This window comes from Tsuneonella deserti, from assembly GCF_014644315.1.
Lineage (GTDB): Bacteria > Pseudomonadota > Alphaproteobacteria > Sphingomonadales > Sphingomonadaceae > Tsuneonella > Tsuneonella deserti.
Map to the genome: position 1 here is coordinate 1,301,997 of NZ_BMKL01000001.1, position 22,311 is coordinate 1,324,307.

The window sequence follows — 22,311 nt, forward strand, 5'->3', positions numbered from 1 at the left end:
TCAGGTTCCGAAAGCGCTTTTCAGCTTGTCGAAGAAGCCCCGGCTTTCCGGGCATTCCTCGCCCGTTTCCGTTTCGCGGAATTCGCGCAAGAGTTCCTTCTGCCTGGCGCTGAGCCTGGTCGGAGTTTCAACCACGATCTCGACCACGAGGTCGCCCCGCCCGCGGCCCTGAAGAACGGGCATCCCTGCCCCGCGCACGCGCAGTTGCTTGCCGGACTGGATGCCGGCCGGGATCGTCACTTCGTGGCTTTCGCCGCCGAGGTCGGGGATCTTCACGCTGTCACCCAGCGCGGCGATGGTAAAGCTGACGGGCACGCGCGTGAGCAGCGTGGTGCCCTCGCGCTGGAAGACCGGGTGCGGCGCGACGTGCACGAAAATGTACAGGTCGCCCGGAGGCGCCCCGCGCGGCCCCGCCTCGCCCCTTCCGGCCAGGCGGATGCGCGTGCCGGTATCGACGCCCGGCGGGATGTCCACCTCGATCCGCTGGGGACGGTCGCTCCGCCCTTCCCCGCCACAAGAGCGGCAGGGACTCTCGATCACTTCGCCCATGCCATGACAGTTGGGGCACGGCCGTTCGACCACGAAGAACCCCTGCTTGGCGCGCACCTTGCCGTGGCCGGAACACAGATTGCATCGACGCACCCCGGTTCCCGGAGTGGCGCCTGATCCGTGGCAGCTATCGCAGGCCTGGCTGACCTCGATCTCGATCTCGCGGCTCTCGCCGTGAAACGCTTCGTCGAGAGTAATTTCCATGTCGTAGCGCAAGTCGGCCCCGCGGCGCGCCTGCTGGCGCCCTCCTGCACCGAAAGCACTGCCGAAAATTGTTTCGAAGATATCCCCGATGTCACCGAAGTCCGCGCCCGGATGACCGCCGCCCATCCCGTTCTGGAACGCCGCGTGGCCATATCGGTCGTAAGCGGCTCTCTTCTGCGGATCCTTGAGGCAATCGTAGGCGACCGAGATCGCCTTGAACTTCGCTTCGTTCTCCTTGCACCCGCCGTTCCGGTCCGGGTGAAATTCCATCGCGAGCTTGCGATAGGCGGCCTTGATCGTGCGATCGTCGGCCGTCCGCTCGACCCCGAGCAGTTCGTAGTAATCGGTTTCGGTCGTCGACATGTTTACCCCGCCCCTGAAAGCCTAGCCGCCACCGGCGCGGAAAGCACCGGTGGCGGCACAGGTTTTCATCGGCTCATCAGCTCTTGGCGTCTTCGTCGACTTCCGAGAACTCGGCGTCGACCACATCTTCGTTCGGGCCGCTCTCGCCGCCACTGGTCGCGCTTTCGCCCGCGCCGTCGGCGCCCGCGGCCTGTTCCTGGCTGTAGATCGCCTGGCCCATCTTCATCGCGACGTCGGTCAGCGCCTGCGCCTTGGAGTTGATGGCATCCACGTCGTCGCCTTCGAGCGCGGTCTTGGTTTCCGCGATCGCGGCTTCGACCTGGCCCTTGAGATCGGAGTCGATCTTGTCGCCGTGTTCCTGAAGCTGCTTCTCGGTGGCGTGCACCAGGCTATCGGCCTGGTTGCGCGCTTCGGCAGAGGCGCGCCGCTTCTTGTCCTCTTCGGCGAACTTCTCGGCGTCCTGCACCATCTGTTCGATATCGCTGTCGCTGAGACCGCCCGAGGCCTGGATGCGGATCTGCTGCTCCTTGCCGGTGCCCTTGTCCTTGGCCGACACGTTCACGATGCCGTTGGCGTCGATGTCGAACGTCACCTCGATCTGCGGCACGCCGCGTGGCGCGGGCGGGATGCCGACGAGGTCGAACTGGCCGAGCAGCTTGTTGTCCGCCGCCATTTCGCGCTCGCCCTGGAAGACCCGGATCGTCACCGCGTTCTGGTTGTCCTCGGCGGTCGAGTATGTCTGGCTCTTCTTGGTCGGGATCGTCGTGTTGCGGTCGATCATGCGGGTCATGATGCCGCCGAGCGTCTCGATGCCCAGCGACAGCGGCGTCACGTCGAGGAGGAGCACGTCCTTGACGTCGCCCTGCAGCACGCCCGCCTGGATCGCCGCGCCCATGGCGACGACTTCATCCGGGTTCACGCCGGTGTGCGGTTCCTTGCCGAAGAACTCCTTCACGAACTCGCGCACGCGCGGCATGCGGGTCATGCCGCCGACGAGCACGACGTCGTCGATGTCGCTGGCCTTGAGGCCGGCATCGGCGAGCGCCTTCTTCATCGGCTCCTTGGTCCGCTCGATCAGGGGCGCGACCAGCTTTTCGAGGTCGGCGCGGGTGATCGTCTCGACGAGGTGCAGCGGGGTCGTGCTGCCACCCTCCATGCGCGCGGTGATGAAGGGCAGGTTGATCTCGGTGGTCTGGGCGCTCGACAGCTCGATCTTCGCCTTCTCGGCGGCTTCCTTCAGCCGCTGCAGCGCAAGCTTGTCGGTCCGGAGATCCATGTTCTCCTTCTTCTTGAACTGGTCGGCCAGGTACTCGACCACGGCGGTATCGAAGTCTTCACCGCCGAGGAACGTATCGCCGTTGGTGCTCTTCACCTCGAACACGCCGTCGCCGATCTCGAGGATCGAGACGTCGAAGGTGCCGCCGCCAAGGTCGTACACGGCGATGGTCTTGCCGTCGTTCTTCTCGAGGCCGTAGGCGAGCGCGGCGGCGGTCGGCTCGTTGATGATGCGCAGCACTTCAAGACCCGCGATCTGCCCTGCGTCCTTGGTCGCCTGGCGCTGCGCGTCATTGAAGTATGCAGGCACGGTGATGACGGCCTGCGTGACCTTCTCGCCCAGGAAGCTCTCGGCGGTTTCCTTCATCTTCTGAAGGGTGAAGGCGGAAATCTGGCTGGGCGAGTAATCCTCGCCGCCCGCCTGAACCCAGGCGTCGCCGTTCTTTCCCTTGACGATGTGATAGGGGACCAGCTCGGTGTCCTTCTTGGTCACCGGATCGTCGAACCGGCGGCCGATCAGGCGCTTGACCGCGAAGATGGTGTTATCGCCATTGGTGACCGCCTGGCGCTTGGCCGGCTGGCCGATAAGGCGCTCGCCAACCTTGGTGAAGGCGACGATCGAAGGCGTGGTGCGCGCGCCTTCCGAATTCTCGATCACCTTGGGCTTGCCACCCTCCATGACAGCGACGCACGAGTTGGTGGTGCCGAGGTCGATACCGATAACTTTGGCCATGGTTTCCCTATTCGTTTTCTTGCACGTTGGACACCGCCGGTCCGGCCTCCCGCAACTGCGGCAAAGCCATTTCGCGGCTCGATTGATGCGGGCGATATAGGTGCGCTTTTTGTTGGCACAAGAGAACCTCCGCGCTACCCCAAGCGCATCAATTCAAGGGGGAAGACCGCACATGAAACGCCACCTGATCTGCGCTGCGCTGCTGGGCGCCACGCTCATGCTGACCGGATGCGGCGAGAGCCCCGAACAGCCCGCGACCGAAGAGGCGGTTGGCATTCCGGGGATGAAGATCAGCAACGCCCGCATGGTGCTGGCGCCGGTCCCCGGCAATCCCGCAGCCATCTACTTCGATCTGGATTACGAGGGAGACCGCAACGTCGCTCTCAGCCGGGCGGAGGTGAAGGGCGCCAAGAGCGCGATGTTCCACGACTATGGGGACTACAACGGCAAGAAGCAGATGATGGAAATGCTGCCCGTGCCGCTCAAGAAAGGTGACAAGATCCAGTTCGCCCCTGGCGGCAAGCATCTGATGGCCATGGACGTTTCTCCAAATCTCAAGCCGGGCGGCACGACCGAGGCCTCGATAATAGTGTCCGGCGGCAAGAAGCAGGCCTTCGAGGTGCCAATCCGCGCCGCGGGGGATGAGCGCTGAAAGAAGCGACCGACGCGCTCGGAATTGAAAGCCACCAGGAACGGGTCGCTCCCTCCTGCGCAATCGGCGGCGAACGACGTTTGACCGAGGGCGAGACGGCGCTTGCGCGCAGCGTTTTCGGTACTGCCATAGACTATGCGCGGGTGACCATCAGGCGCCGCAAGTTCTTTCCTTTCCAACCGCGACACACGACGATGGCGCCGCGCGGGCACCTGCACTTTCACCCGCGCGGCAAAGCCTACTGCGACGATTTCTCCGCCGCCGGACGGATTGCGCAGGGCCTCTTCATCCACGAGATGACGCATGTGTGGCAGACGCAAGCCCGCGGCGAATGGTACCTGCTGCTCCACCGCCACCCGTTCTGCCGCTACGATTACAGCCTGAAGCCCGGCTGGAGCCTGGAACGCTATGGCATCGAACAGCAGGCGCAGATCGTGAAGCACGCGTTCTGGCTCCGCAATGGCGTGCAGATCGCAGGGGTCGCCGATCCCGGGGCCTACGACTTGTTGGTGCGCTTCCCGGGGACAGGTTGACGCTACGGCTTGAGGCAACCGGTTGCGCTTGATACCACTTCGAGCGTTCCGGGCGGCCCAACCCGCGCCCGGCCGAATGGTCCCACAAATGGAGCTTTCCGATTATGGCATGTCGCGGGAACGCGGCTTCCTTTCGCATTATGAGATCGACGAGATCGCCCTCCCCTCGCTTTTCGCCGAGGTGAAGCAGGCCGCGGGCAATCTTTCCGGCCTGCTGTCCACCGGCCGGGTGCGTCACTGGCTCGATCAGCTCGCCGACCCGGGCCTCGAAGAGTGGGCACGCGAAGCGGCCGAGGAAGAAGTCCGCACCGCGATGGTGCACTACAGCTTCCTGGTCCAGGCCTATGTCTGGGGCGAGCTTGCCCCTCCGGCACGTCTGCCAGCAAATCTGGCCCGGCCGATGGTGGCGATCGCCGACCGGCTGGGCCAGGCTCCGCTGCTGCCATACTCCGCCTATGTGCTCGACAACTGGTCGCGGCTCGACAAGTCGGGGCCCATCACCCTCGACAACATCTACATGGTGCAGAACTTTCTCGGCGGCGACGACGAGAACTGGTTCGTGATGATCCACGTCGCGATCGAGGCAGAGGCCGGCGTACTGCTCGACAATGCGGCCCGACTGATCACGGTCGCGAAACAGGGTGACGAAGTCGAAGCCGAGCGCCTGCTCATCGAGATGCACGAGGCATGGGAACGGATCTACGCGCACTTTGCCCGCATGGGCGAACGCTGCGATCCCTACATCTACTTCAATCGGGTGCGGCCCTATATCCACGGCTGGGCGAACAATCCCGCTCTGGGCGAAGGACTGGTCTACGATGGCATCGATCGTTTCGAGGGCCGTCCGCAGGCTTATCGTGGACAGACCGGTTCGCAATCCAGCATCGTCCCTACGATGGACGCGCTGTTTCAGGTCGGCCACTCTGACGATCCGCTGAAGTCCTTCCTCGACGAGCTCCACCATTATCGCCCGGTGCCGCATCGCCGCTTCATCGAGGATGTCGGCGCGCAATCGACGCTGCGCGAGTTCGTGAGCCAGTCGGGTGTGCAATCGCTGAAAGACGCATTCAACGCCTGCCTCGAACAGACTGCGCGCTTCCGTACCCGCCACCTCGAGTACGCGGCGAGCTACATCAACAAACAGGCTGGCAAGATCCCGGGCAATGACCCCGATGTTGGCACCGGCGGCACGCCGTTCATGAAGTACCTCAAGAAGCACCGCGACGAGAACCGGGCGCAGTTGGTCTGATTTAGTATTCGGCAGGGATTTTCGCCTAGCGATATCGCATGAGCGCGATCGTCCCTGCCGTTGTATTCGAACTGCACATTGCCCGTAGCAAGTTCGTCGATGCCTACAATGCGGCCGACTCGGCAGTCCGCGCCCGCCTCCAGGCATTCTCCCTTCCTGAGAAGACGACGATGGGAGACAATCTCGCGTCACTCCTAAAGGTCGCTGCAGGTCCGCAATATGCGAAGAGCGCGAAAAAGCGGATCGATGCGCTCGTGCTGGAAATCCGCGATTTCCAGCCGCTTCGGTGCGATGTCGTCCATGGCAGGATGTCCGTCATGTCCATCGACGGCGTCGTTACGGCGATGTTCGCCAACGTCCAGAAAAGCTCGAAAATAGGGCGCTATGGCCTGATGCTCACACTTGATGAGATCCAGCGCAGCACCGACCGGATGAATGCCATCGCAGACGAGCTTAAGAAGATTAAGATATCCGTCAGCATCGAGCCGCCTGCAACGCAGGGATAGGCGACCCGGACCCACTACAGGCCTTCGCGCATTGGGAGGCCATGGCATCCGGCAGCAAGCTCGTTCTCTACGCCGCGCTCGCGGGTAATCTCGCGATCGCGGTAACCAAGTTCGCCGCAGCGGCGATCGCCGGCAGTTCCGCAATGCTGACCGAAGGCATCCACTCGCTGGTCGATACCTGCAACCAGGGTCTCTTGCTTTACGGACGCAACCGGTCGGAGATGCCGCCGGACGAAAAGCACCCGCTCGGACACGGACGAGAGCTCTATTTCTGGGCTTTCGTGGTGGCGTTGCTCATCTTCACCACCGGCGCAGGCGCTTCCGTTTACGAAGGCATTGTCCACATCCAGTCTCCCGAGCAGATCGAGAAACCGTGGATCAACTTCGTCGTGCTCGGCCTGGCGTTCGTCTTCGAAGGATCCTCGCTCTACATCGCTGTGCGCGAGTTCAGGCAGACGAAGGACCCCGCCGTGGGTTATTGGCGGGCCCTGCGCGACAGCAAGGACCCGGCAATCTTCGTCGTCCTGATGGAGGACAGCGCCGCGCTGGCGGGCCTGGTCGTCGCAGCCGTCTTCATCGGATTGGCAGTTTGGACCGGAAACCCGGTGTGGGACGGGATTGGGTCGATCGTGATCGGCATTCTGCTGATCGGGGTGGCAATCATGCTCGCGAGCGAATCCAAGAAGCTCTTAATTGGCGAGCGCGCGCGGCCTGAGGTGCAGCGCTACCTGGCCGAGGTCGCGAAAGGCACGATGGGCGTGTGCCTCGTCAACGAAGTGATCACGGTGCACATGTCGCCCGAGGATGTCATCGCGACGATCAGCCTCGATTTCCAGGATGACCTGCCGCTGAGCGAGGTCGAGAAGGCGGCCGACTCGATCGAGGCGAAAGTGAAGGCACGCTATCCCGAGGTGCGCCGCCTGTTCATCCGGCCCCAGTCGCGCGTCGCGGCAGTGGAGGAGCGCGCTGCGCTCCAGTTCCCTGCCGCGACCGCGGACTTCTAGACTAGCCTTAAGGCTTCTTCGCCACCGCCACCATCGAGGGGCGCAGGAGCCGATCCTTGATCATCCAGCCCGACTGCATCTCCTGCACCACTGTCCCGGGCTCTGCCGTGTCGCTCGGCACTTCCAGCATCGCCTGGTGCTGATTGGGATCGAGCGGAAGGCCCATCGAAGCGATACGGCTGATACCGTGCTGGGCAAAAACCTTTTCCACCTCGCGCTGGGTCGCCTCGATGCCCGTGACGAGCGCCTTCATGCGGGGATCATCGTGCAGGTCGGCGGGGATCGCCTCGATTGCGCGGACGAGGTTGTCATAGACCGACAGGATGTCACGGGCGAAAGCGGTGGCTGCATAAGCGCGCGCGTCGGCGACGTCCTTTTCCATCCGCCGGCGCACGTTCTGCGTTTCGGCCTTGGCGTAGAGGGTTTCCTGTTTCGCCGATTCGAGATCGTTCTTCAGCGCCGCTAGCGCTTCGGAGAAATCCCCGCTCTCGTTCACAGCGGCGTCCTGCGCCTCGTCGATCATGTCGGCCGGCACGCCGTCGAGTTCCTTCGCCACGGCCTCGTCAGCCGCCTGCTTTCCGTCTTCGATCATTGGTTTTTGTCGCTCATCCGATGCGTTTGCCCAGCGCCCCCAGTCTAGAGAGCGTCTGCGCGGTGAAATCCACCATGGGGACAACACGCGCGTAATTCAACCGCGTGGGACCGATGACCCCGACCACGCCGACCACCCTGCCCTCGCGATCGCGATACGGCGAGGCGATGACCGAGGAACCCGACAGCGCGAACAGGCGGTTCTCGCTGCCGATGAATATGCGGGTGGCCTGTGCCTCGCGGGCGGCATCGAGCAGTCCGGTAACTTCCTGCTTGCTCTCCAGCTCGTCCAGTAGTTGGCGAACGCGGTCGATATCTGCCAGCGCCGCCTCGTCGAGCAGGTTGGCTGCCCCGCGGACGATCAGCACGGGCCGGCGGGCCGCATCCTCGCTCCAGACTGCAAGCCCGCGCTCCACGAGATCGCGACTGGCCTGATCGAGCTGCGAGCGGCCTTGCGCAAGGTCCGCGCGCATCGCGGCGGCTGCCTCGGCAAGCGTTCGGCCTGCCAGACGGGCGGTGATGAAGTTCCCCGCCTGTTCGAGCGCGGCGGCACTTGCTGGCGCGTCAAGTTCGATCACCCGGTTCTCGACGCCCCCGTCCTCTCCCACCAGCACAGCGAGCGCGCGGGGGCCACCAAGAGGGACGAGGGTAAGCTGCGCAAGGCGCGGCTCGCGCGGAGGCACCATGACCATCCCCGCCGCACCTGAAATGTCGGACAGCAGCGCGCTGGTCGCCTCGAGCGCTGCCTCGATGGGGCCCGGGGCTGCGAGCCTCTTCTCGATCGCGCGGCGCTCCTGCGCGCTCGGCTCAGCCACCTGCATCATGCCATCCACGAACAGCCGCAGGCCGGTTTCGGTGGGCATCCTCCCCGCGCTGGTATGCGGGGCGGCGAGCAGGCCAAGCCCCTCCAGCTCCGCCAGCACCGAGCGAATCGACGCTGGCGAAAGGTTCAGCCCGCGCTCACTCGCGAGTGTCTTCGATCCGACGGGCTGGCCGCTGGCAAGGTAGCCCTCCACCACCAGACGAAAGATGTCACGCGCTCTCGAAGTCAATTCTGAAACGGGAGGACTGGACATCGTGGCTGCAATCTAGGGCATGAGCCCGTTCCCACAAGCCTTGCAGGCACGGGCGCGGAGGGACTAACGCGCTCGCCTACCCAGCAAAGGAATCAGAATGCGACCTTCAGGCCGCGCGCCGGACGAAATGCGCGCCATCACCATCGACACCGGGTTCACGATGCATGCCGAAGGTTCGTGCCTCGTCAGCTTTGGCGATACCAAGGTGATCTGCACCGCCAGCGTCGAGGAACGGGTGCCGCCCTTTCTGCGTGGCAAGGGCCAGGGTTGGGTCACGGCCGAATATTCGATGCTTCCGCGCGCCACGCACACCCGCGGCCAGCGTGAAGCGGCCAAGGGCAAGCAGAGCGGGCGCACGCAGGAAATCCAGCGCCTGATCGGCCGCTCGCTTCGTTCCGTAGTCAACCTGAACAAGCTCGGCGAACGGCAGATCGTGCTCGATTGCGATGTGATCCAGGCCGATGGCGGCACGCGCACGGCATCGATCAGCGGCGCCTGGGTCGCGCTGCGGCTGGCGGTCGATACCCTCATGAAGAAGGGCGCGCTCACCGAAGACCCGATCGACGCGAAGATCGCGGCGATCAGTTGCGGCATTCACCAGGGCACCCCGGTGCTCGACCTGGATTACGTGGAAGACAGCTCCGCCGATGCCGATGCAAATTTTGTGCTGATCGAAGGTGGCCGCATTGCCGAGGTGCAGGCGACCGCCGAAGGCGCGACATACGACGAGGAAGGTCTTCTGCGCCTCCTCCGGCTCGCACAGATCGGCTGCGCCCGGATCTTCAAGGCGCAGGAAGAAGCGACTCGCAGATGATCCGCCGCATCGGCTCGGGCACGCTGGTGATCGCGACGCACAATGCCGGCAAGCTGAAGGAAATCGGCGCGCTTCTCGCTCCCTACGGCGTGAAGTGCATTTCCGCCGGCTCGCTGGGCCTCCCCGAGCCGGCGGAAACCGGGACGACTTTTGCCCAGAACGCGATGATAAAGGCGCGCGCGGCGGCCGAGGCATCGGGCCTCACCGCCCTGGCGGATGATAGCGGCCTGTCGGTCACGGCGCTCGACGGACGGCCCGGCGTGTATACCGCCGACTGGGCGGAGCGTCAGTGGTTCGAGGGCGATCCGGGGCGCGACTGGTACATGGCGATGGGCAAGGTCGAAGGAATGCTGCAGGCCCAGGGATCCGACGCGCCGCGCGATGCGTGGTTCACTTGCGTCCTCGCCATCGCCTGGCCGGATGGCGAGAGCGCCTTGTACGAAGGACGCGTGGATGGCACGCTCACTTGGCCGCCGCGCGGCACACTGGGGTTCGGCTACGACCCGGTATTCGTCCCGGAGGGGCGCGATGTGACTTTCGCCGAGCTCGACCCAGAAGAGAAACACCGCATCAGCCACCGCGCGGATGCCTTCGCCAGGCTCGTCGCCGAACAGTTCGGCTAGGGATCCCTGCCGACAGGGGGTATGGCGGACGCCCGCGAGCCGCTAAGGAACACCGATGGCGCGCGCACTCTACATCCACTGGCCCTTCTGCGCGCGCAAATGTCCTTATTGCGACTTCAACAGTCACGTGCGCGCCAGCGTCGATCACGCTGCCTGGCAGGAAGCGCTAATCGCCGACATGCGGCACGAAGCCAGGCTGGCAGGCGGAGAGCCTTTAGCCTCGATCTTCTTCGGCGGTGGAACCCCGAGCCTGATGCCACCCGCCCTGGTGGCGGTGCTGCTGGCCGAGGCGGAACGGCTATGGGGCTTCGCGCCCGGCATCGAGATCACGCTCGAGGCCAACCCGTCCTCGGTCGAGGCGGAGCGCTTCGCGGGCCTCGCCGCGGCCGGGGTCAACCGCGTCTCGCTTGGGCTGCAGTCGCTTGACGACGAGGCGCTCAAGTTTCTTGGCCGGCTCCACGATGTCGCCGAGGGACTGGAGGCTTTCAGGACCGCTACTCGCGTATTCGAGAGGGTCAACGCGGACCTGATATATGCTCGTCCCGGACAGACCATGGCGGGCTGGCGAGAGGAACTGTCGCGGGCGATAGACCTGGGGGCCGGACACCTGTCGCTGTACCAGCTCACCATCGAGGCGGGCACACGCTTTGCAACCGACGTGCGAACCGGCGCTTTCACCCCGCTCGACGATGATCCGGCAGCGGACCTTTTCGCGCTCACTCGCGAACTGACCGCTGACGCGGGGCTTCCCGCCTACGAGATATCCAACCATGCCCGCCCGGGCGATGAGAGCCGCCACAACCTGACCTACTGGCGCTATCAGGATTACGCCGGGATCGGACCAGGCGCTCACGGCCGGCGCGGCGGCAGGGCCACCGTCCGTCACCGCAAACCCGAGAACTGGCTCGCCGCGGTGGCAGGGCACGGGAATGGAATCGCCGAGGAGCGAGCACTCGCCGTGAGCGAACAGGCTGCCGAGGCATTGCTGATGGGTCTGCGGCTCGCCGAAGGCGTCGATCTTGCGGCGTTATCGGAACGCTTCCATATCCCTGCCAACCAGTTGATCGACCGCGAAAGGCTGCGCTTCCACCAATCGCTTGGGCTCGTGCGGTTCGAGGGCGCTCGCATCACCGTCACACACTCGGGGATGCCGCTGCTCGATGCACTTCTGGGTGAGCTCGTACCCGGGGAGCTCGTTGCCGCGTGACCAGCGCCGATCTGCTGGAGGCGTGGGGCAATCACTTGCGCGATGGCCGAAGGCGTTCTCATCATACGGTCCGGGCCTATCTGGCGGCAGCCGATCGGCTGCTATCCGCCGTCCGGATCGAGGGTTGGGAGCAAGCCGCCGACATCGACGGACAGACGATACGCCGGCAACTGGCGCTGCGGAGGTCCCAAGGACTTTCCAACGCGTCGGCGGCGCGAGAGCTGTCCGCGCTCAAAGGGTTTGTCGCATTCGCTCGCAGTCAGACGGGGCGCGATGCCGTAGCTCCCCGTCTCCGCGGTCCGCGTATCAAGAAAGGGCTCCCCCGCCCCGTCACGCCCGACGAAGCGGTCAACCTCGCTGAAATGGTCGGTGGCAGCGCCAGCGACGACTGGATCGGCGCGCGCGACCGGGCCGTGCTGATCCTGATGTACGGCGCGGGCCTGCGGATTGCCGAAGCCCTGTCGCTGACAGGTGCCGACCTGCCGCTTGGCGAAACGCTGCGAGTGACCGGCAAGGGCGGCAAGCAACGCGTCGTCCCGCTGATCCCGATCGTGCGCGCCTCGGTCGAGGATTATCTCTCGCGCTGCCCATGGCCGGTAACGAAGACGGTGCCAGTCTTTCGCGGCGCCAAGGGGGGGCCGCTAGGCCAGGGCATGGTTCAGAAGGCGATGGCGCGGGCGCGCATCGCGCTTGGCTTGCCAGCCACAGCCACGCCGCATGCTCTTCGGCACAGCTTTGCAACGCACCTTCTGGGCGCGGGGGCCGACCTCCGATCGCTTCAGGAACTTCTCGGTCATGCCAGCCTCGGCTCGACCCAGATTTATACGAGAGTCGATGCGGCTACTTTGCTCGATACCTATCGCAGCGCGCATCCCCGGGGCCGCTAGTCGGCTTGGCGGGGCTTCCACGTGACCACGCGATAGATGTATCCCGCTATCGCCAGGGCGATCAGGCCTGCGATGGCCCAGCCCATGATCGTCTCATACTCTGCGAGATAACGCGCCAGCACGGTGCCGCCGTAAATCAGCAGCGCATTCCAGATCGCGGATCCGGCAGTGGTGAAGAGCAGGAAACGCCAAAGCTTCATGTGCGCAAGACCCGCGGGCAGCGAGATCAGGGTTCGCATGAACGGGCTGAAACGGAGGAAGAAGACCACCCACTGGCCATGGCTCTGGAAGAAGCGTGAGGCGGCCTCCATGTGTTCGAAGTCGATCGTCAGCCAGCGGCCCCAGCGGTCGATGAAAGGTCGAGTGCGCTCATAACCCCAGCGGTCGCCCACCCAGTACCAGGCATAATTGCCCGTCACGGTGCCGAGTGTGCCCCAGATCATCAGCGGCCAGAACGCCATTTCGCCGCGTGCGACCAGCACCCCGCCGATGCCCATGATCACTTCGGACGGGATCGGGGGGAAGATGTTTTCAAGCGCCATCAGCACGAAGATGCCGAAGTACCCTCCGCGCGCGATCGCTTCGATGATGAGGCTGTGCATGGGCGCTTAAACGGCTTGTGTCGCGGTTGGTTCAGCTCGCGTGCCGCGTCTCTATCGCATCCCAGATGCGGCCCGCCGTGTCGGTGCCGTTGAAGCGGTCGATTGCCACGATGCCCGTCGGGCTGGTCACGTTGATCTCCGTCAGCCACTGGCCGCCGATCACGTCGATGCCGACGAAAATCAGGCCGAGTTCTTTCAGGCGAGGGCCCATCGCCGCGCAGATTTCCTCCTCGCGGTCAGTAAGCCCGGTCGCTTCCGCGCTACCGCCGACAGCGAGATTGGAGCGGAACTCGCCCTCACCCGGCTTGCGGTTGATCGCCCCCGCCACTTCGCCGTCCACCAGCACGATGCGCTTGTCCCCGGTGGCGACTTCCGGGAGGAAAGGCTGGACCATGTGCGGTTCCGGCCAGGTCTGGTTGAACACCTCGAACAGAGCCGACAGGTTGTCGCCTTCGGCGGGCACGCGGAAGATCGCCTTGCCGCCGTTTCCATGGATCGGCTTGATTACGACTGCGCCGTGTTGCTTCTGGAACGCGCGCACCTCGTCGACCGAGCGGGTGACCAGGGTGGGCGGCATGAACTCGCGGTAATCGAGCACCATGACCTTTTCAGGCGCATTGCGGACGCTGCGCGGATTGTTGACCACCAGTGTCTCGCGCTCGATCCGTTCGAGCAGGTGAGTGGCGGTGATATACCCCATGTCGAACGGGGGGTCCTGGCGCATCAGCACCACGTCGATATCGAGTCCAAGGTCGATGCGCCGCGCTTCGCCGGCCTCGAAATGATCGCCTGCCACCGGCTGTACCCGAACCGGACGAGCGCGGGCGATCAGGCGATCGTCGGCATCGAGCGTGAGGCTGCCGACGTCGTAGTGGAACACCCGGTGCCCACGCACCTGCGCGCTCATCATGAGCGCGAAGCTCGAATCGCCGGCGATGTTGATCGATTCAAGCGGATCCATCTGGACCGCGACGCGCAAGCTCATCCGTTTTCCTTCAAGGCTGCCAGGCGTTGACGATGTGATGCGGGAGCCGTCCCGGCGCAAGGAGGATGACGTCGATGCGCATGTCCTCCCCCTCGTCCGCATACTCGTGAGCAACCGCCTCCACCGCCGCGGCCACGCGGCGCAGTCGGTATTCGTCGATTGCGAGAGCCAGGTCTTCGGCGTTTCTGCGCCACTTCACCTCGATGAAGGCGATCGTTCCAGCCCGCCGTGCGATCAGGTCTATCTCGCCGAGCCTGGTCTTGCGGCGGCGGGCCAGGATTGACCAGCCCTTGGCGCGCAGGAACAGCTCGGCGGCAAGCTCGCCCTTTCGGCCCTCGCGCTCTGCCCGCTGCCGCTTCACTCGGCGCGCAGTTCAAGCGCGCGGGCATATAGCTTCTTGCGATCGAGTCCGGTCGCCCTCGCCACCTGGCCAGCTGCCTGGGACGGTTTCAATGTCTCCAGCGCCTCGACCAGCAGTGCTTCGGCATCCGCCGCGTCGCTCGGCCGCTCAAGCGGCGGACCGATCAACAGGACGATCTCGCCCTTCGGCGGATGAGCGGCATAATGCTCGATCAGTTCTTCGGGAGTGCCCGCGCGGCATTCCTCGTGCAATTTGGTAAGCTCACGGGCCACCGAGACCTCCCGGCCAGGCAGCGAGCTCGAGATAGCAGCGAGCGACCTGGCGAGCCGGGGCGCGGTCTCGTAAAAGATCAACGTCGCGGGCACGCCCGCCAATTCAGTCAGCGCATCCGCACGGGCCTTGTCCTTGGTCGGCAGGAAGCCGGCAAACAGGAAACGGTCGTTCGGCAGGCCCGATACCGTCAGGCCCGCGATGGCGGCGCATGGGCCCGGGATCGTGACCACCGCGATGCCGGCAGCGCGCGCATCCCTGACCAAGCGGTACCCCGGGTCGGACACCAACGGCGTGCCGGCGTCGCTCACCAAAGCCACGGCGCGCGTGTGAAGCGCTTCAAGGAGACGGGCGCGGTCGCCCTCCCCCGCGTGATCGTCATAGCGCCACAGCGGCTTGGAGGCGCCGATATGTCTCATCAGCTTGCCCGTGACGCGCGTATCCTCGCACGCAACCGCGTCGCAGTTGCGCAGGACCTCGGCCGCCCGAAGGGTGATGTCGCCGAGATTGCCAATCGGCGTCGCCACGATGTAGAGGCCGGGAGGCAACGATTTTACCAGGGACGCGGATGTTTGGTGGGACACGGCGGGCCTCATGAACCAGTGATGCGGGGAGCGGCAAGCATGAACGTGGGTACCTTCGACCGGCGCAAGCTCATGGTGGTAGGCGGGGCGATGCTGCTTGCCGGATGCAAACTCATCCCCGGTATGGGTCCGGGCACGAGCGGACCTGCACCGGTTCCCACGCCTGCTCCGGCTCCAGCGCCGACCGGTCTTCCCACCGACAGCGCCCGCCACCGCGTCGCGCTGCTCGTGCCCATGTCGGGACCCAACGGCGCGGTCGGCCAATCGATCGCCAACGCCACGACAATGGCCCTATTGGATACCAACGCCGACAACCTGCGGATTACCACCTACGATACCGCCGGCGGCGCGCGCAGCGCGGCGCAGCGTGCGGTCACTGAAGGCAACCAGGTCATTCTCGGGCCCCTGTTGTCACAGGATGTTTCCCAGGTGCTTGCCGAAGCGCGCCCCGCCAAGGTTCCCCTGATCACTTTCTCCAACGACACATCAGTGGCAGGCCCGGACGTCTTCGTGATGGGCCAGGCGCCCGAGCAATCGATCCAGCGCACGGTCGATTATGCCCGGGCGCGCGGATCCTCGCGTTTCGCCGCTATCGTTCCCGAAGGCGAGTATGGTCAGAGAGCAGCGGCAGCCTTCCGCGCCTCGGTCGTCACAAACGGCGGTGCCGTCGCGGGGATCGAGACCTATGCGCGCGGCAACACCTCCATCGTGAGCGCGGCGACCCGGCTTGCCCAGCACGGCGGCTACGATACCGTACTGATAGCGGACGGTTCGCGACTGGCAGCACAGGCCGCCGGAGTGCTGCGTCCCCGCGGGGCCGGTTCGGTCCAACTGCTCGGCACCGAATTGTGGAGCGGCGAGAGCGACGTGACCCGAACCGCGGCACTCAGGGGCGCATGGTTCTCGGCCGTTTCGGACGCGCGGTTCAAGCGCTTTTCGGATAGCTACAAGACGCGGTTCGGCGCGCAGCCGTACCGCCTGTCGACGCTCGGCTACGATGCTGTCCTGCTGACGCTGCGGATCGCGCGGGACTGGAAACCGGGCAAGAGCTTCCCCGTTTCCCGCCTGCGCGACGAAGGCGGATTTCTCGGGCTGGACGGAGCGTTCCGCTTCGGCCGCAACGGCATCGTCGAGCGGGCGATGGAAGTGCGCGAGGTGCGCAACGGCCAGGTCGTGATCGTCGAGCCGGCACCCGCGCAGTTCGTGAAGTAACCAGCGGCTGACGATAACTCGCGCGCCTGCTTGAAGCGCGGCGAGCCCGCCGCCTATAGCCGCCCTTGCCCATGTCAGATGATCTCTTCGCCAACACCCCTGCTTCGAGCGGCGACTACGACGCGTCCTCGATCGAAGTTCTCGAGGGGCTGGAGCCGGTTCGCCGCCGACCCGGCATGTATATCGGCGGAACGGACGACCGCGCGCTGCATCACCTTGCCGCAGAAGTGCTCGACAATGCGATGGACGAAGCCGTCGCCGGACACGCGACGCGGATCGAGGTGAGCCTCGAAGAAGGGAACCGCCTGGCCATCGCGGACAATGGCCGAGGCATGCCCGTGGCCGAACACCCCAAGTTTCCCGGCAAGTCCACGCTCGAGGTCATACTTTCGATGCTGCACTCGGGCGGCAAGTTTTCGGGCAAGGCATACGCGACTTCCGGCGGGCTTCACGGCGTCGGCGTGAGCGTCGTGAACGCGCTCTCCAGTCACACCCGGGTGGAAGTCGCGCGCGACCGCCAGCTCTATGCTCAGGAATTTGCGCGCGGGGCGACCCTGGGTCCGCTGCAAAAGCTTGGGTCGACACCGAACCGCCGCGGCACTACCGTCAGCTTCACCCCCGACGCCGAAATCTTCGGTGCTCGCGAGTTCAGTCCGAAGCGGCTGTTCAAGCTCGCACGATCGAAGGCATATCTTTACGCTGGGGTGGAGATTCGCTGGAAATGCGCGCCTTCGCTTTCGACCGAGGAAGTGCCCGCGGAAGCGGTCTTCAAATTCCCTGGGGGCCTCTCGGATCACCTCGCGGAGCAGATCGGCGGGCGCGAGTGCGTCACCGCCCAGCCCTTTGCGGGCACCCAGGATTTTCCCGATGAGCAAGGCCGCGTGGAGTGGGCCATCGCGTGGCCGCTGTGGTCCGACGGATCGTATTCCTGGTACTGCAACACCGTGCCGACGCCCGATGGCGGAACGCACGAGCAGGGTCTTCGCGCCGCTCTGACGAAGGGCTTGCGCGCCTTTGCCGATTTGATCGGGCAGAAGAAGGCCAAGGATCTCTCTGCCGACGATGTGATCACCGGCTCGGAGATCATGCTGAGCGTATTCATCCGCGACCCTCAGTTCCAGAGCCAGACGAAGGACCGGCTTACGTCGCCCGAGGCTGCACGGCTGGTCGAGAACGCGGTGCGAGATCACTTCGACCATTTCCTGACCGACAACATGGAGCGCGGGCGTGCGCTCCTGGGCTCGGTCATGGAAAGGATGGACGAGCGGCTGAAGCGCAAGGCCGAGCGCGAGATCAAGCGCAAGACAGCCACCAACTCGAGGAAGGTCCGCCTCCCGGGCAAGCTGACCGACTGTACCGGCGAGGGCGACGGCGAGACAGAGCTGTTCATCGTGGAAGGCGACAGCGCAGGGGGCAGCGCCAAGCAGGCTCGCGACCGCAAGACGCAGGCGATCCTGCCGATCCGCGGCAAGATCCTGAACGTTGCGTCTGCCAGCGCCGACAAGATCCGCGCCAACAGCGAAATCGCCGACCTGACGCTCGCGATGGGGTGCGGGACGCGCAAGGAATGCAATCCCGATGCGCTGCGCTACGACCGCATCGTGATCATGACCGATGCCGATGTCGATGGAGCGCACATCGCGACGCTGCTGATGACTTTCTTCTTCCAGGAGATGCCGGAAGTGGTGCGTCGCGGGCACCTGTTCCTGGCTCAGCCCCCGCTGTACCGCCTCACTGCGGGCAAGGAGAGCGCATACGCCCGCGACGATGCGCATCGCGCCGAGCTCGAGGCTACGCTTTTCAAGGGCAAGAAGGTCGAAGTTTCCCGCTTCAAAGGCCTGGGAGAAATGAACCCCCAGCAGCTGCGCGAGACGACCATGAACCCGGCGACCCGCAGCCTCATCCGCATCACCCTTCCGCCCGAGCACGAGCAGCGCCACGCGATCAAGGAGCTGGTCGATCAGCTGATGGGCCGCAACCCCGAGCACCGCTTCAATTTCATCCAGAACAATGCCGCCGAGTTCGATCGCGACCTGATCGATGCCTGAGCGCAAACTCGCTGTCGGCGCCAACCTCCACAACCTGGTGCACAACCGGCCGATCGTGGTGCTGCTGTCGCTCAGCGCCGGCCTGCTCATCATCGCTATTTCGGCAGTCTTTCTGGCGACGAGCGCATTGTCGCGCAGCAATCGGCGGGTCGAGCAATCGCTCCAGACCGAGACGGTGGTAAATCACGTGACGGCGCTCAACGAGCGGATCGAAACGGCGCGCCGGGGTTACCTCCTCGCTCCCAACTCCGCTTTCGTGCAGATCGTCGAAAAAGCGCAGAAAGACTTTGCCAACCAGCTCAACGAGGCTGAGCGATTGTTGTCCGACGACTCTGCCCAGATGGCGAGAATCCAGACTATCAGGGCCCTGGAATCGCGGCGGGCGGGCATCATGAGCGACACCATTCTCACCCCGCGCACGATCTCCAGTCAGGCGGAAGCGATCGCCCAAGGCAAGGAGCCGGGGACGATGGTCGCACGCCGCATCCGGGCGATAGGGGACCAGATCCTCGAGGCGGAGCAAGACCGCCTGTTCGCTCGCAACCGCGCCCAGATTACTTCGCAGCGCAATTTCTACCTCCTCGGCGGACTCGCGACGTTGCTGCTGTTCGTCACGCTGGCGGCGGTCGTCCTTCTCCTGCTGCGCTACAATCGGCAACTGGCGGGCGCGCAGCAGCGATTGCGGGAGGTGAACGAGGGCCTGGAACAGGCGGTGTCGGACCGCACGGCCGACCTCACCAGAGCCAACGCCGAAATCCAGCGTTTCGCCTACATCGTCAGCCACGATTTGAGGTCTCCCCTCGTCAATGTCCTCGGGTTCACCTCCGAGCTGGACCTCGCCCGCCGGACGATCCGCGACTTCCTCGAGCGGACATTCGAGGGTCATCCCGAATTGCGGGACCAGGAGGCATGGCTTGCGGTGGATGAGGATTTGCCCGAAGCGCTCGACTTCATCCGCAAGTCGACGGAAAAGATGGATCGGCTCATCAATTCGATCCTCGAACTGTCGCGGCAGGGCCGCCGGCCGCTCGTCATCGAGCGTCTCGACATGAACGTGCTGGTGGACGGGGTAGTCGCCTCCCTTCACCAGCGCGCACAGGACGCAGGGGCCGAGGTTGTGGTCGAGGCAATCCCGGACGTCGAAAGCGACCGGGTGGCAGTCGAGCAGATTATCTCCAACCTTGCCGAGAACGCGATCAAGTATCTCGCGCCAGGCCGGCCGGGCGAGGTCACGGTTTCCGGCAAGAAAGTGGGGAAGACCGTTCAGATCGCCGTGCGCGACAACGGCCGCGGCATCGATCGGGCCGACCACGAGCGGGTGTTCGACCTTTTCCGTCGGGCCGGGACCCAGGACAAGCCTGGCGAAGGCATCGGTTTGGCCAATGTGCGGGCGCTCGCCTATAGGCTGGGGGGCACGATCACGCTTGAATCCGCGCTTGACGAAGGCGCCGTGTTCACGCTTTCCCTGCCGGAACGATTTGTGGAAACCACTCAATGAATGCGCATCAGGCAGTCGGCATCGTGATGATCGAGGACGACGAAGGCCACGCCCGGCTGATCGAAAAGAATATCCGACGCGCCGGCATATCGAACGACATCCGTCACTTCGTTGATGGCACCAGCGCGCTCGAATATCTGCACAACGATCCGGCCGGCCCGTCCAGCGGCGCGCCAGTGATGGTTCTTCTGGATCTCAACCTGCCGGACATGAGCGGCACCGCCATCCTCGAGAAGATCAAGAACGACCCCAGGCTGCGGCGCACTCCCGTGGTCGTCCTGACTACGACCGATGACAAGGTGGAGATCCAGCGCTGCTATGACCTCGGCTGTAACGTCTACATCACCAAGCCGGTCAACTATGAAAGCTTTGCTGACGCGATCCGCCAGCTGGGCCTCTTCCTGGCGGTGATCCAGGTCCCCGAGGTTGAGTAGCAATAGCCGGCCCGCGGATCCTCTACGTTGACGACGACGACGGCCTGCGCCGTCTGACGCAGCGCGCCCTTATCAGGCGTGGTTTCGTGGTCGAAGTGGCGGAAAATGCCGAGACGGGGATGGCACGCCTTCGTGAGGAGGAGTTCGACCTTGTCGCGATAGATCACTCCATGCCGGGCCGAAGCGGGCTCGAGATGCTGTCAGACATCGTGGCGCTGGAAGAGCACCCGCCGGTGGTGTTCGTCACTGGCAACGATGACACCGCTGTTGCGGTGAAGGCGCTCCACGCCGGCGCGCTGGACTTCGTGGTGAAGACCGTTGGCGACAGCTTCTTCGACATGCTCGACGGGCGGTTCCGCCAGGCATTGTCCCGCGACAGGCTCGAGCAGGAAAAGCGACTGGCGGAAAGCAACCTTCGCGAGGCAAACGAGCGGCTCGAAATGATGGTCCGCGAGGTCCACCACCGCGTCTCGAACAGCTTGCAGATGGTGCTCAGTTTCGTTTCGATGCAGGGCAAGCAGTCGAAGGAGCCCGCCGTCCGCTCCGCCCTTGAGGACATCCAGAACCGGATCAAGGCGATCAGCAAAGTTCACCAGCGGCTTTACACTCGCGGCGATCTCAACACGATCGATCTCGACGCTTACCTGGCCACGCTCGTGGAAGACCTGCGGCAGAGCCTGCCCGCACCGATCGAGATATCGCTGACGGCCGATCCGGTGACCGTGACACCCGATACCGCCGTATCGATCGGCGTGATCGTCAACGAACTCGTGAGCAATGCGGCCAAATACGCTTTCGAGCCAGGTCAGCGAGGCCGGGTTTCGATCACGTTGAAGGCCGTAGCGGATGGGGAGTTTACCCTCTCCGTGGAGGACGATGGCCAAGGCATTCGCAAGGGAAGCGAGCCGGCTGGCACTGGCTTCGGCACCCGCATCGTGGATGCCATCGCGCGAAGCCTCCGCACAAAGGTGGTGATGCTGGACGGAAGCCGCGGCACTGCGATGCAGATCACCGTGAAGAAGGCCTCCGAACGGGACTGAGGCCTGGCCCGGCAAGGTGCCCGATCCCTTTCCCCACGAACCCTACTGGTGGAGCAACCCGCGCTTGCAGTTGCGCGGTTTGCCGCTTACCGCTTACGTAAAGCGGGAAAGGAAAACCGGGTATGGTCGAGCGTTTCGAGGGAACCAGCAGCTACATTGCGACCGAGGACCTGAAGGTCGCCGTCAACGCCGCGGTGACCTTGCGCCGCCCGCTGCTCGTCAAGGGCGAGCCAGGCACCGGAAAGACGGTTCTTGCCTACGAGATCGCCAAGGCGATCGACGCCCCGCTCATCGAATGGAACGTCAAGTCGACAACCAAGGCTCACCAGGGGCTGTACGAATACGACGCCGTGGCCCGCCTGCGCGATGGCCAACTGGGTGACGAGCGCGTTCACGACATCAGAAACTACATCAAGCGCGGCAAGCTGTGGGACGCCTTCACCTCGCCCCAGCTCCCGGTATTGCTGATCGATGAGATCGACAAGGCCGACATCGAGTTTCCGAACGACCTGCTGCAGGAACTCGATCGCATGCGCTTCGACGTTTATGAAACGCAGGAGACTATCGCGGCCAAGGAACGGCCCATCGTGGTCATCACCTCGAACAATGAAAAGGAACTGCCGGACGCGTTCCTGCGCCGCTGCTTCTTCCACTACATCAAGTTCCCCGACCGTGACACCATGCGCGAGATCATCGAGGTCCATTACCCCGGCATCCAGAAGATCCTCGTCTCGAAGGCGATGGACGTGTTCTACGAAATCCGCGACGTGCCCGGTCTCAAGAAAAAACCTTCGACCAGCGAGCTGCTCGATTGGCTCAAGCTGCTGCTGAACGAGGACATGCCGCTCGAAGTGTTGCAGGACCGCGACCCAACGAAGGCGATTCCGCCGCTGCATGGCGCGCTGCTCAAGAACGAGCAGGACGTTATGCTGTTCGAGCGGCTTGCCTTCATGGCGCGGCGCCAGGGCGCCTGAGGCGAGTGCTTCGCGCTGGCTGGGGGAGCTGGCGCGC

23 protein-coding genes are annotated in these 22,311 nt (G+C 64.4%); 15 read left to right on the top strand and 8 right to left on the bottom strand.

Annotated features, from left to right (window positions below; translation table 11 throughout):
* The gene (gene dnaJ, locus IEW58_RS06140) at positions 1-1,116 is read right to left on the bottom strand and encodes a molecular chaperone DnaJ (RefSeq protein ID WP_188644318.1); all 1,116 of its coding nucleotides are present in this window, start codon (positions 1,114-1,116) and stop codon (positions 1-3) included.
* 76 nt (positions 1,117-1,192) lie between these two features.
* Positions 1,193-3,124, bottom strand: a complete 1,932-nt coding sequence (gene dnaK / locus IEW58_RS06145) for a molecular chaperone DnaK (RefSeq protein ID WP_188644319.1) — start codon at positions 3,122-3,124, stop codon at positions 1,193-1,195.
* A 172-nt stretch (positions 3,125-3,296) separates the two neighbouring features.
* Between dnaK and IEW58_RS06150 the strand changes: the two genes are divergently transcribed.
* The 5 genes from IEW58_RS06150 to IEW58_RS06170 all read left to right on the top strand — a co-directional run bounded on the left by IEW58_RS06150 (position 3,297) and on the right by IEW58_RS06170 (position 7,068).
* Positions 3,297-3,776 (top strand): copper chaperone PCu(A)C, encoded by a 480-nt coding sequence (locus tag IEW58_RS06150; protein ID WP_188644320.1) that lies wholly within the window; start codon positions 3,297-3,299, stop codon positions 3,774-3,776.
* 62 nt (positions 3,777-3,838) lie between these two features.
* Positions 3,839-4,309: a vgr related protein gene (locus tag IEW58_RS06155; RefSeq protein WP_188645692.1), complete on the top strand. Its 471-nt coding sequence runs from the start codon at positions 3,839-3,841 to the stop codon at positions 4,307-4,309.
* Between the two features lie 88 nt (positions 4,310-4,397).
* Positions 4,398-5,558: a PrnB family protein gene (locus tag IEW58_RS06160; RefSeq protein ID WP_188644321.1), complete on the top strand. Its 1,161-nt coding sequence runs from the start codon at positions 4,398-4,400 to the stop codon at positions 5,556-5,558.
* 38 nt (positions 5,559-5,596) lie between these two features.
* Positions 5,597-6,064, top strand: coding sequence for a hypothetical protein (locus IEW58_RS06165; protein ID WP_188644322.1), 468 nt, complete (start codon positions 5,597-5,599; stop codon positions 6,062-6,064).
* A gap of 41 nt (positions 6,065-6,105) precedes the next feature.
* Positions 6,106-7,068, top strand: coding sequence for a cation diffusion facilitator family transporter (locus IEW58_RS06170; RefSeq protein ID WP_188644323.1), 963 nt, complete (start codon positions 6,106-6,108; stop codon positions 7,066-7,068).
* Positions 7,069-7,075: 7 nt separating this feature from the next.
* Here IEW58_RS06170 and IEW58_RS06175 read toward each other — a convergent pair whose 3' ends face one another.
* Together IEW58_RS06175 and hrcA are read right to left on the bottom strand one after the other, a co-directional pair.
* Positions 7,076-7,660: a nucleotide exchange factor GrpE gene (locus IEW58_RS06175; protein ID WP_188644324.1), complete on the bottom strand. Its 585-nt coding sequence runs from the start codon at positions 7,658-7,660 to the stop codon at positions 7,076-7,078.
* Positions 7,661-7,673: 13 nt separating this feature from the next.
* Positions 7,674-8,735, bottom strand: coding sequence for a heat-inducible transcriptional repressor HrcA (gene hrcA / locus IEW58_RS06180; RefSeq protein WP_188644325.1), 1,062 nt, complete (start codon positions 8,733-8,735; stop codon positions 7,674-7,676).
* Between the two features lie 97 nt (positions 8,736-8,832).
* Here hrcA and rph point away from each other — a divergent pair, with 97 nt between their 5' ends.
* Genes rph through IEW58_RS06200 form a run of 4 tightly spaced genes read left to right on the top strand, consistent with a single transcriptional unit; the run spans position 8,833 to position 12,266 of the window.
* Entirely contained in the window at positions 8,833-9,549 is a 717-nt protein-coding gene (gene rph / locus IEW58_RS06185) for a ribonuclease PH (RefSeq protein ID WP_188644326.1), read from the top strand.
* Positions 9,546-10,172: an RdgB/HAM1 family non-canonical purine NTP pyrophosphatase gene (gene rdgB / locus IEW58_RS06190; protein WP_188644327.1), complete on the top strand. Its 627-nt coding sequence runs from the start codon at positions 9,546-9,548 to the stop codon at positions 10,170-10,172. The genes rph and rdgB overlap by 4 nt, the downstream gene beginning before the upstream one ends.
* Positions 10,173-10,227: 55 nt before the next feature.
* Positions 10,228-11,379 carry a radical SAM family heme chaperone HemW gene (gene hemW / locus IEW58_RS06195; protein WP_188644328.1) on the top strand — a complete coding sequence of 384 codons (1,152 nt, stop codon included), beginning with the start codon at positions 10,228-10,230 and terminating at the stop codon, positions 11,377-11,379.
* Positions 11,376-12,266, top strand: a complete 891-nt coding sequence (locus tag IEW58_RS06200) for a tyrosine recombinase XerC (protein ID WP_188644329.1) — start codon at positions 11,376-11,378, stop codon at positions 12,264-12,266. Before hemW ends, IEW58_RS06200 begins: the two co-directional genes overlap by 4 nt.
* On the opposite strand, the gene IEW58_RS06205 is transcribed toward IEW58_RS06200, so the two are convergent.
* From IEW58_RS06205 to rsmI, 4 genes are read right to left on the bottom strand one after another with little or no spacing between them, the layout of a single operon-like run.
* On the bottom strand, positions 12,263-12,868 hold the full coding sequence (locus tag IEW58_RS06205; protein WP_188644330.1) for a DedA family protein: 606 nt from the start codon (positions 12,866-12,868) through the stop codon (positions 12,263-12,265). The genes IEW58_RS06200 and IEW58_RS06205 overlap by 4 nt on opposite strands.
* A gap of 31 nt (positions 12,869-12,899) precedes the next feature.
* Positions 12,900-13,853: a glutathione synthase gene (gene gshB, locus IEW58_RS06210; protein WP_188644331.1), complete on the bottom strand. Its 954-nt coding sequence runs from the start codon at positions 13,851-13,853 to the stop codon at positions 12,900-12,902.
* 10 nt (positions 13,854-13,863) lie between these two features.
* Complete coding sequence (locus tag IEW58_RS06215) at positions 13,864-14,214, bottom strand: YraN family protein (RefSeq protein WP_188644332.1); 351 nt, start codon at positions 14,212-14,214, stop codon at positions 13,864-13,866.
* Positions 14,211-15,068, bottom strand: a complete 858-nt coding sequence (gene rsmI, locus IEW58_RS06220) for a 16S rRNA (cytidine(1402)-2'-O)-methyltransferase (protein WP_373284723.1) — start codon at positions 15,066-15,068, stop codon at positions 14,211-14,213. Before rsmI ends, IEW58_RS06215 begins: the two co-directional genes overlap by 4 nt.
* Before the next feature lie 39 nt (positions 15,069-15,107).
* On the opposite strand from rsmI, the gene IEW58_RS06225 reads away from it, so the two are divergent.
* From IEW58_RS06225 to IEW58_RS06250, 6 genes are all read left to right on the top strand, one after another.
* The gene (locus tag IEW58_RS06225; RefSeq protein ID WP_188644334.1) at positions 15,108-16,280 is read left to right on the top strand and encodes a penicillin-binding protein activator; all 1,173 of its coding nucleotides are present in this window, start codon (positions 15,108-15,110) and stop codon (positions 16,278-16,280) included.
* Between the two features lie 71 nt (positions 16,281-16,351).
* The gene (gene parE / locus IEW58_RS06230) at positions 16,352-18,328 is read left to right on the top strand and encodes a DNA topoisomerase IV subunit B (protein WP_188644335.1); all 1,977 of its coding nucleotides are present in this window, start codon (positions 16,352-16,354) and stop codon (positions 18,326-18,328) included.
* Positions 18,321-19,826 (top strand): sensor histidine kinase, encoded by a 1,506-nt coding sequence (locus IEW58_RS06235; RefSeq protein ID WP_188644336.1) that lies wholly within the window; start codon positions 18,321-18,323, stop codon positions 19,824-19,826. The genes parE and IEW58_RS06235 overlap by 8 nt, the downstream gene beginning before the upstream one ends.
* The gene (locus IEW58_RS06240; RefSeq protein WP_188644337.1) at positions 19,823-20,260 is read left to right on the top strand and encodes a response regulator; all 438 of its coding nucleotides are present in this window, start codon (positions 19,823-19,825) and stop codon (positions 20,258-20,260) included. Before IEW58_RS06235 ends, IEW58_RS06240 begins: the two co-directional genes overlap by 4 nt.
* A 17-nt stretch (positions 20,261-20,277) precedes the next feature.
* Complete coding sequence (locus IEW58_RS06245; RefSeq protein ID WP_268237122.1) at positions 20,278-21,300, top strand: response regulator; 1,023 nt, start codon at positions 20,278-20,280, stop codon at positions 21,298-21,300.
* 122 nt (positions 21,301-21,422) lie between these two features.
* The gene (locus tag IEW58_RS06250) at positions 21,423-22,274 is read left to right on the top strand and encodes an AAA family ATPase (protein ID WP_188644338.1); all 852 of its coding nucleotides are present in this window, start codon (positions 21,423-21,425) and stop codon (positions 22,272-22,274) included.
* Positions 22,275-22,311: the final 37 nt, after the last annotated feature.

Excerpts from the sequence above, each read along its gene's own strand:
- dnaK (WP_188644319.1), bottom strand. The coding sequence starts at position 3,124 with ATGGCCAAAGTTATCGGTATCGACCTCGGCACCACCAACTCGTGCGTC.
- hrcA (WP_188644325.1), bottom strand. The coding sequence starts at position 8,735 with ATGTCCAGTCCTCCCGTTTCAGAATTGACTTCGAGAGCGCGTGACATC.
- IEW58_RS06165 (WP_188644322.1), top strand. The coding sequence starts at position 5,597 with ATGAGCGCGATCGTCCCTGCCGTTGTATTCGAACTGCACATTGCCCGT.
- hemW (WP_188644328.1), top strand. The coding sequence starts at position 10,228 with ATGGCGCGCGCACTCTACATCCACTGGCCCTTCTGCGCGCGCAAATGT.
- IEW58_RS06170 (WP_188644323.1), top strand. The coding sequence starts at position 6,106 with ATGGCATCCGGCAGCAAGCTCGTTCTCTACGCCGCGCTCGCGGGTAAT.
- IEW58_RS06150 (WP_188644320.1), top strand. The coding sequence starts at position 3,297 with ATGAAACGCCACCTGATCTGCGCTGCGCTGCTGGGCGCCACGCTCATG.
- dnaJ (WP_188644318.1), bottom strand. The coding sequence starts at position 1,116 with ATGTCGACGACCGAAACCGATTACTACGAACTGCTCGGGGTCGAGCGG.
- IEW58_RS06160 (WP_188644321.1), top strand. The coding sequence starts at position 4,398 with ATGGAGCTTTCCGATTATGGCATGTCGCGGGAACGCGGCTTCCTTTCG.
- IEW58_RS06205 (WP_188644330.1), bottom strand. The coding sequence starts at position 12,868 with ATGCACAGCCTCATCATCGAAGCGATCGCGCGCGGAGGGTACTTCGGC.
- IEW58_RS06235 (WP_188644336.1), top strand. The coding sequence starts at position 18,321 with ATGCCTGAGCGCAAACTCGCTGTCGGCGCCAACCTCCACAACCTGGTG.
- parE (WP_188644335.1), top strand. The coding sequence starts at position 16,352 with ATGTCAGATGATCTCTTCGCCAACACCCCTGCTTCGAGCGGCGACTAC.
- rdgB (WP_188644327.1), top strand. The coding sequence starts at position 9,546 with ATGATCCGCCGCATCGGCTCGGGCACGCTGGTGATCGCGACGCACAAT.
- rph (WP_188644326.1), top strand. The coding sequence starts at position 8,833 with ATGCGACCTTCAGGCCGCGCGCCGGACGAAATGCGCGCCATCACCATC.
- IEW58_RS06250 (WP_188644338.1), top strand. The coding sequence starts at position 21,423 with ATGGTCGAGCGTTTCGAGGGAACCAGCAGCTACATTGCGACCGAGGAC.
- gshB (WP_188644331.1), bottom strand. The coding sequence starts at position 13,853 with ATGAGCTTGCGCGTCGCGGTCCAGATGGATCCGCTTGAATCGATCAAC.
- IEW58_RS06240 (WP_188644337.1), top strand. The coding sequence starts at position 19,823 with ATGAATGCGCATCAGGCAGTCGGCATCGTGATGATCGAGGACGACGAA.
- IEW58_RS06225 (WP_188644334.1), top strand. The coding sequence starts at position 15,108 with ATGAACGTGGGTACCTTCGACCGGCGCAAGCTCATGGTGGTAGGCGGG.
- IEW58_RS06175 (WP_188644324.1), bottom strand. The coding sequence starts at position 7,660 with ATGATCGAAGACGGAAAGCAGGCGGCTGACGAGGCCGTGGCGAAGGAA.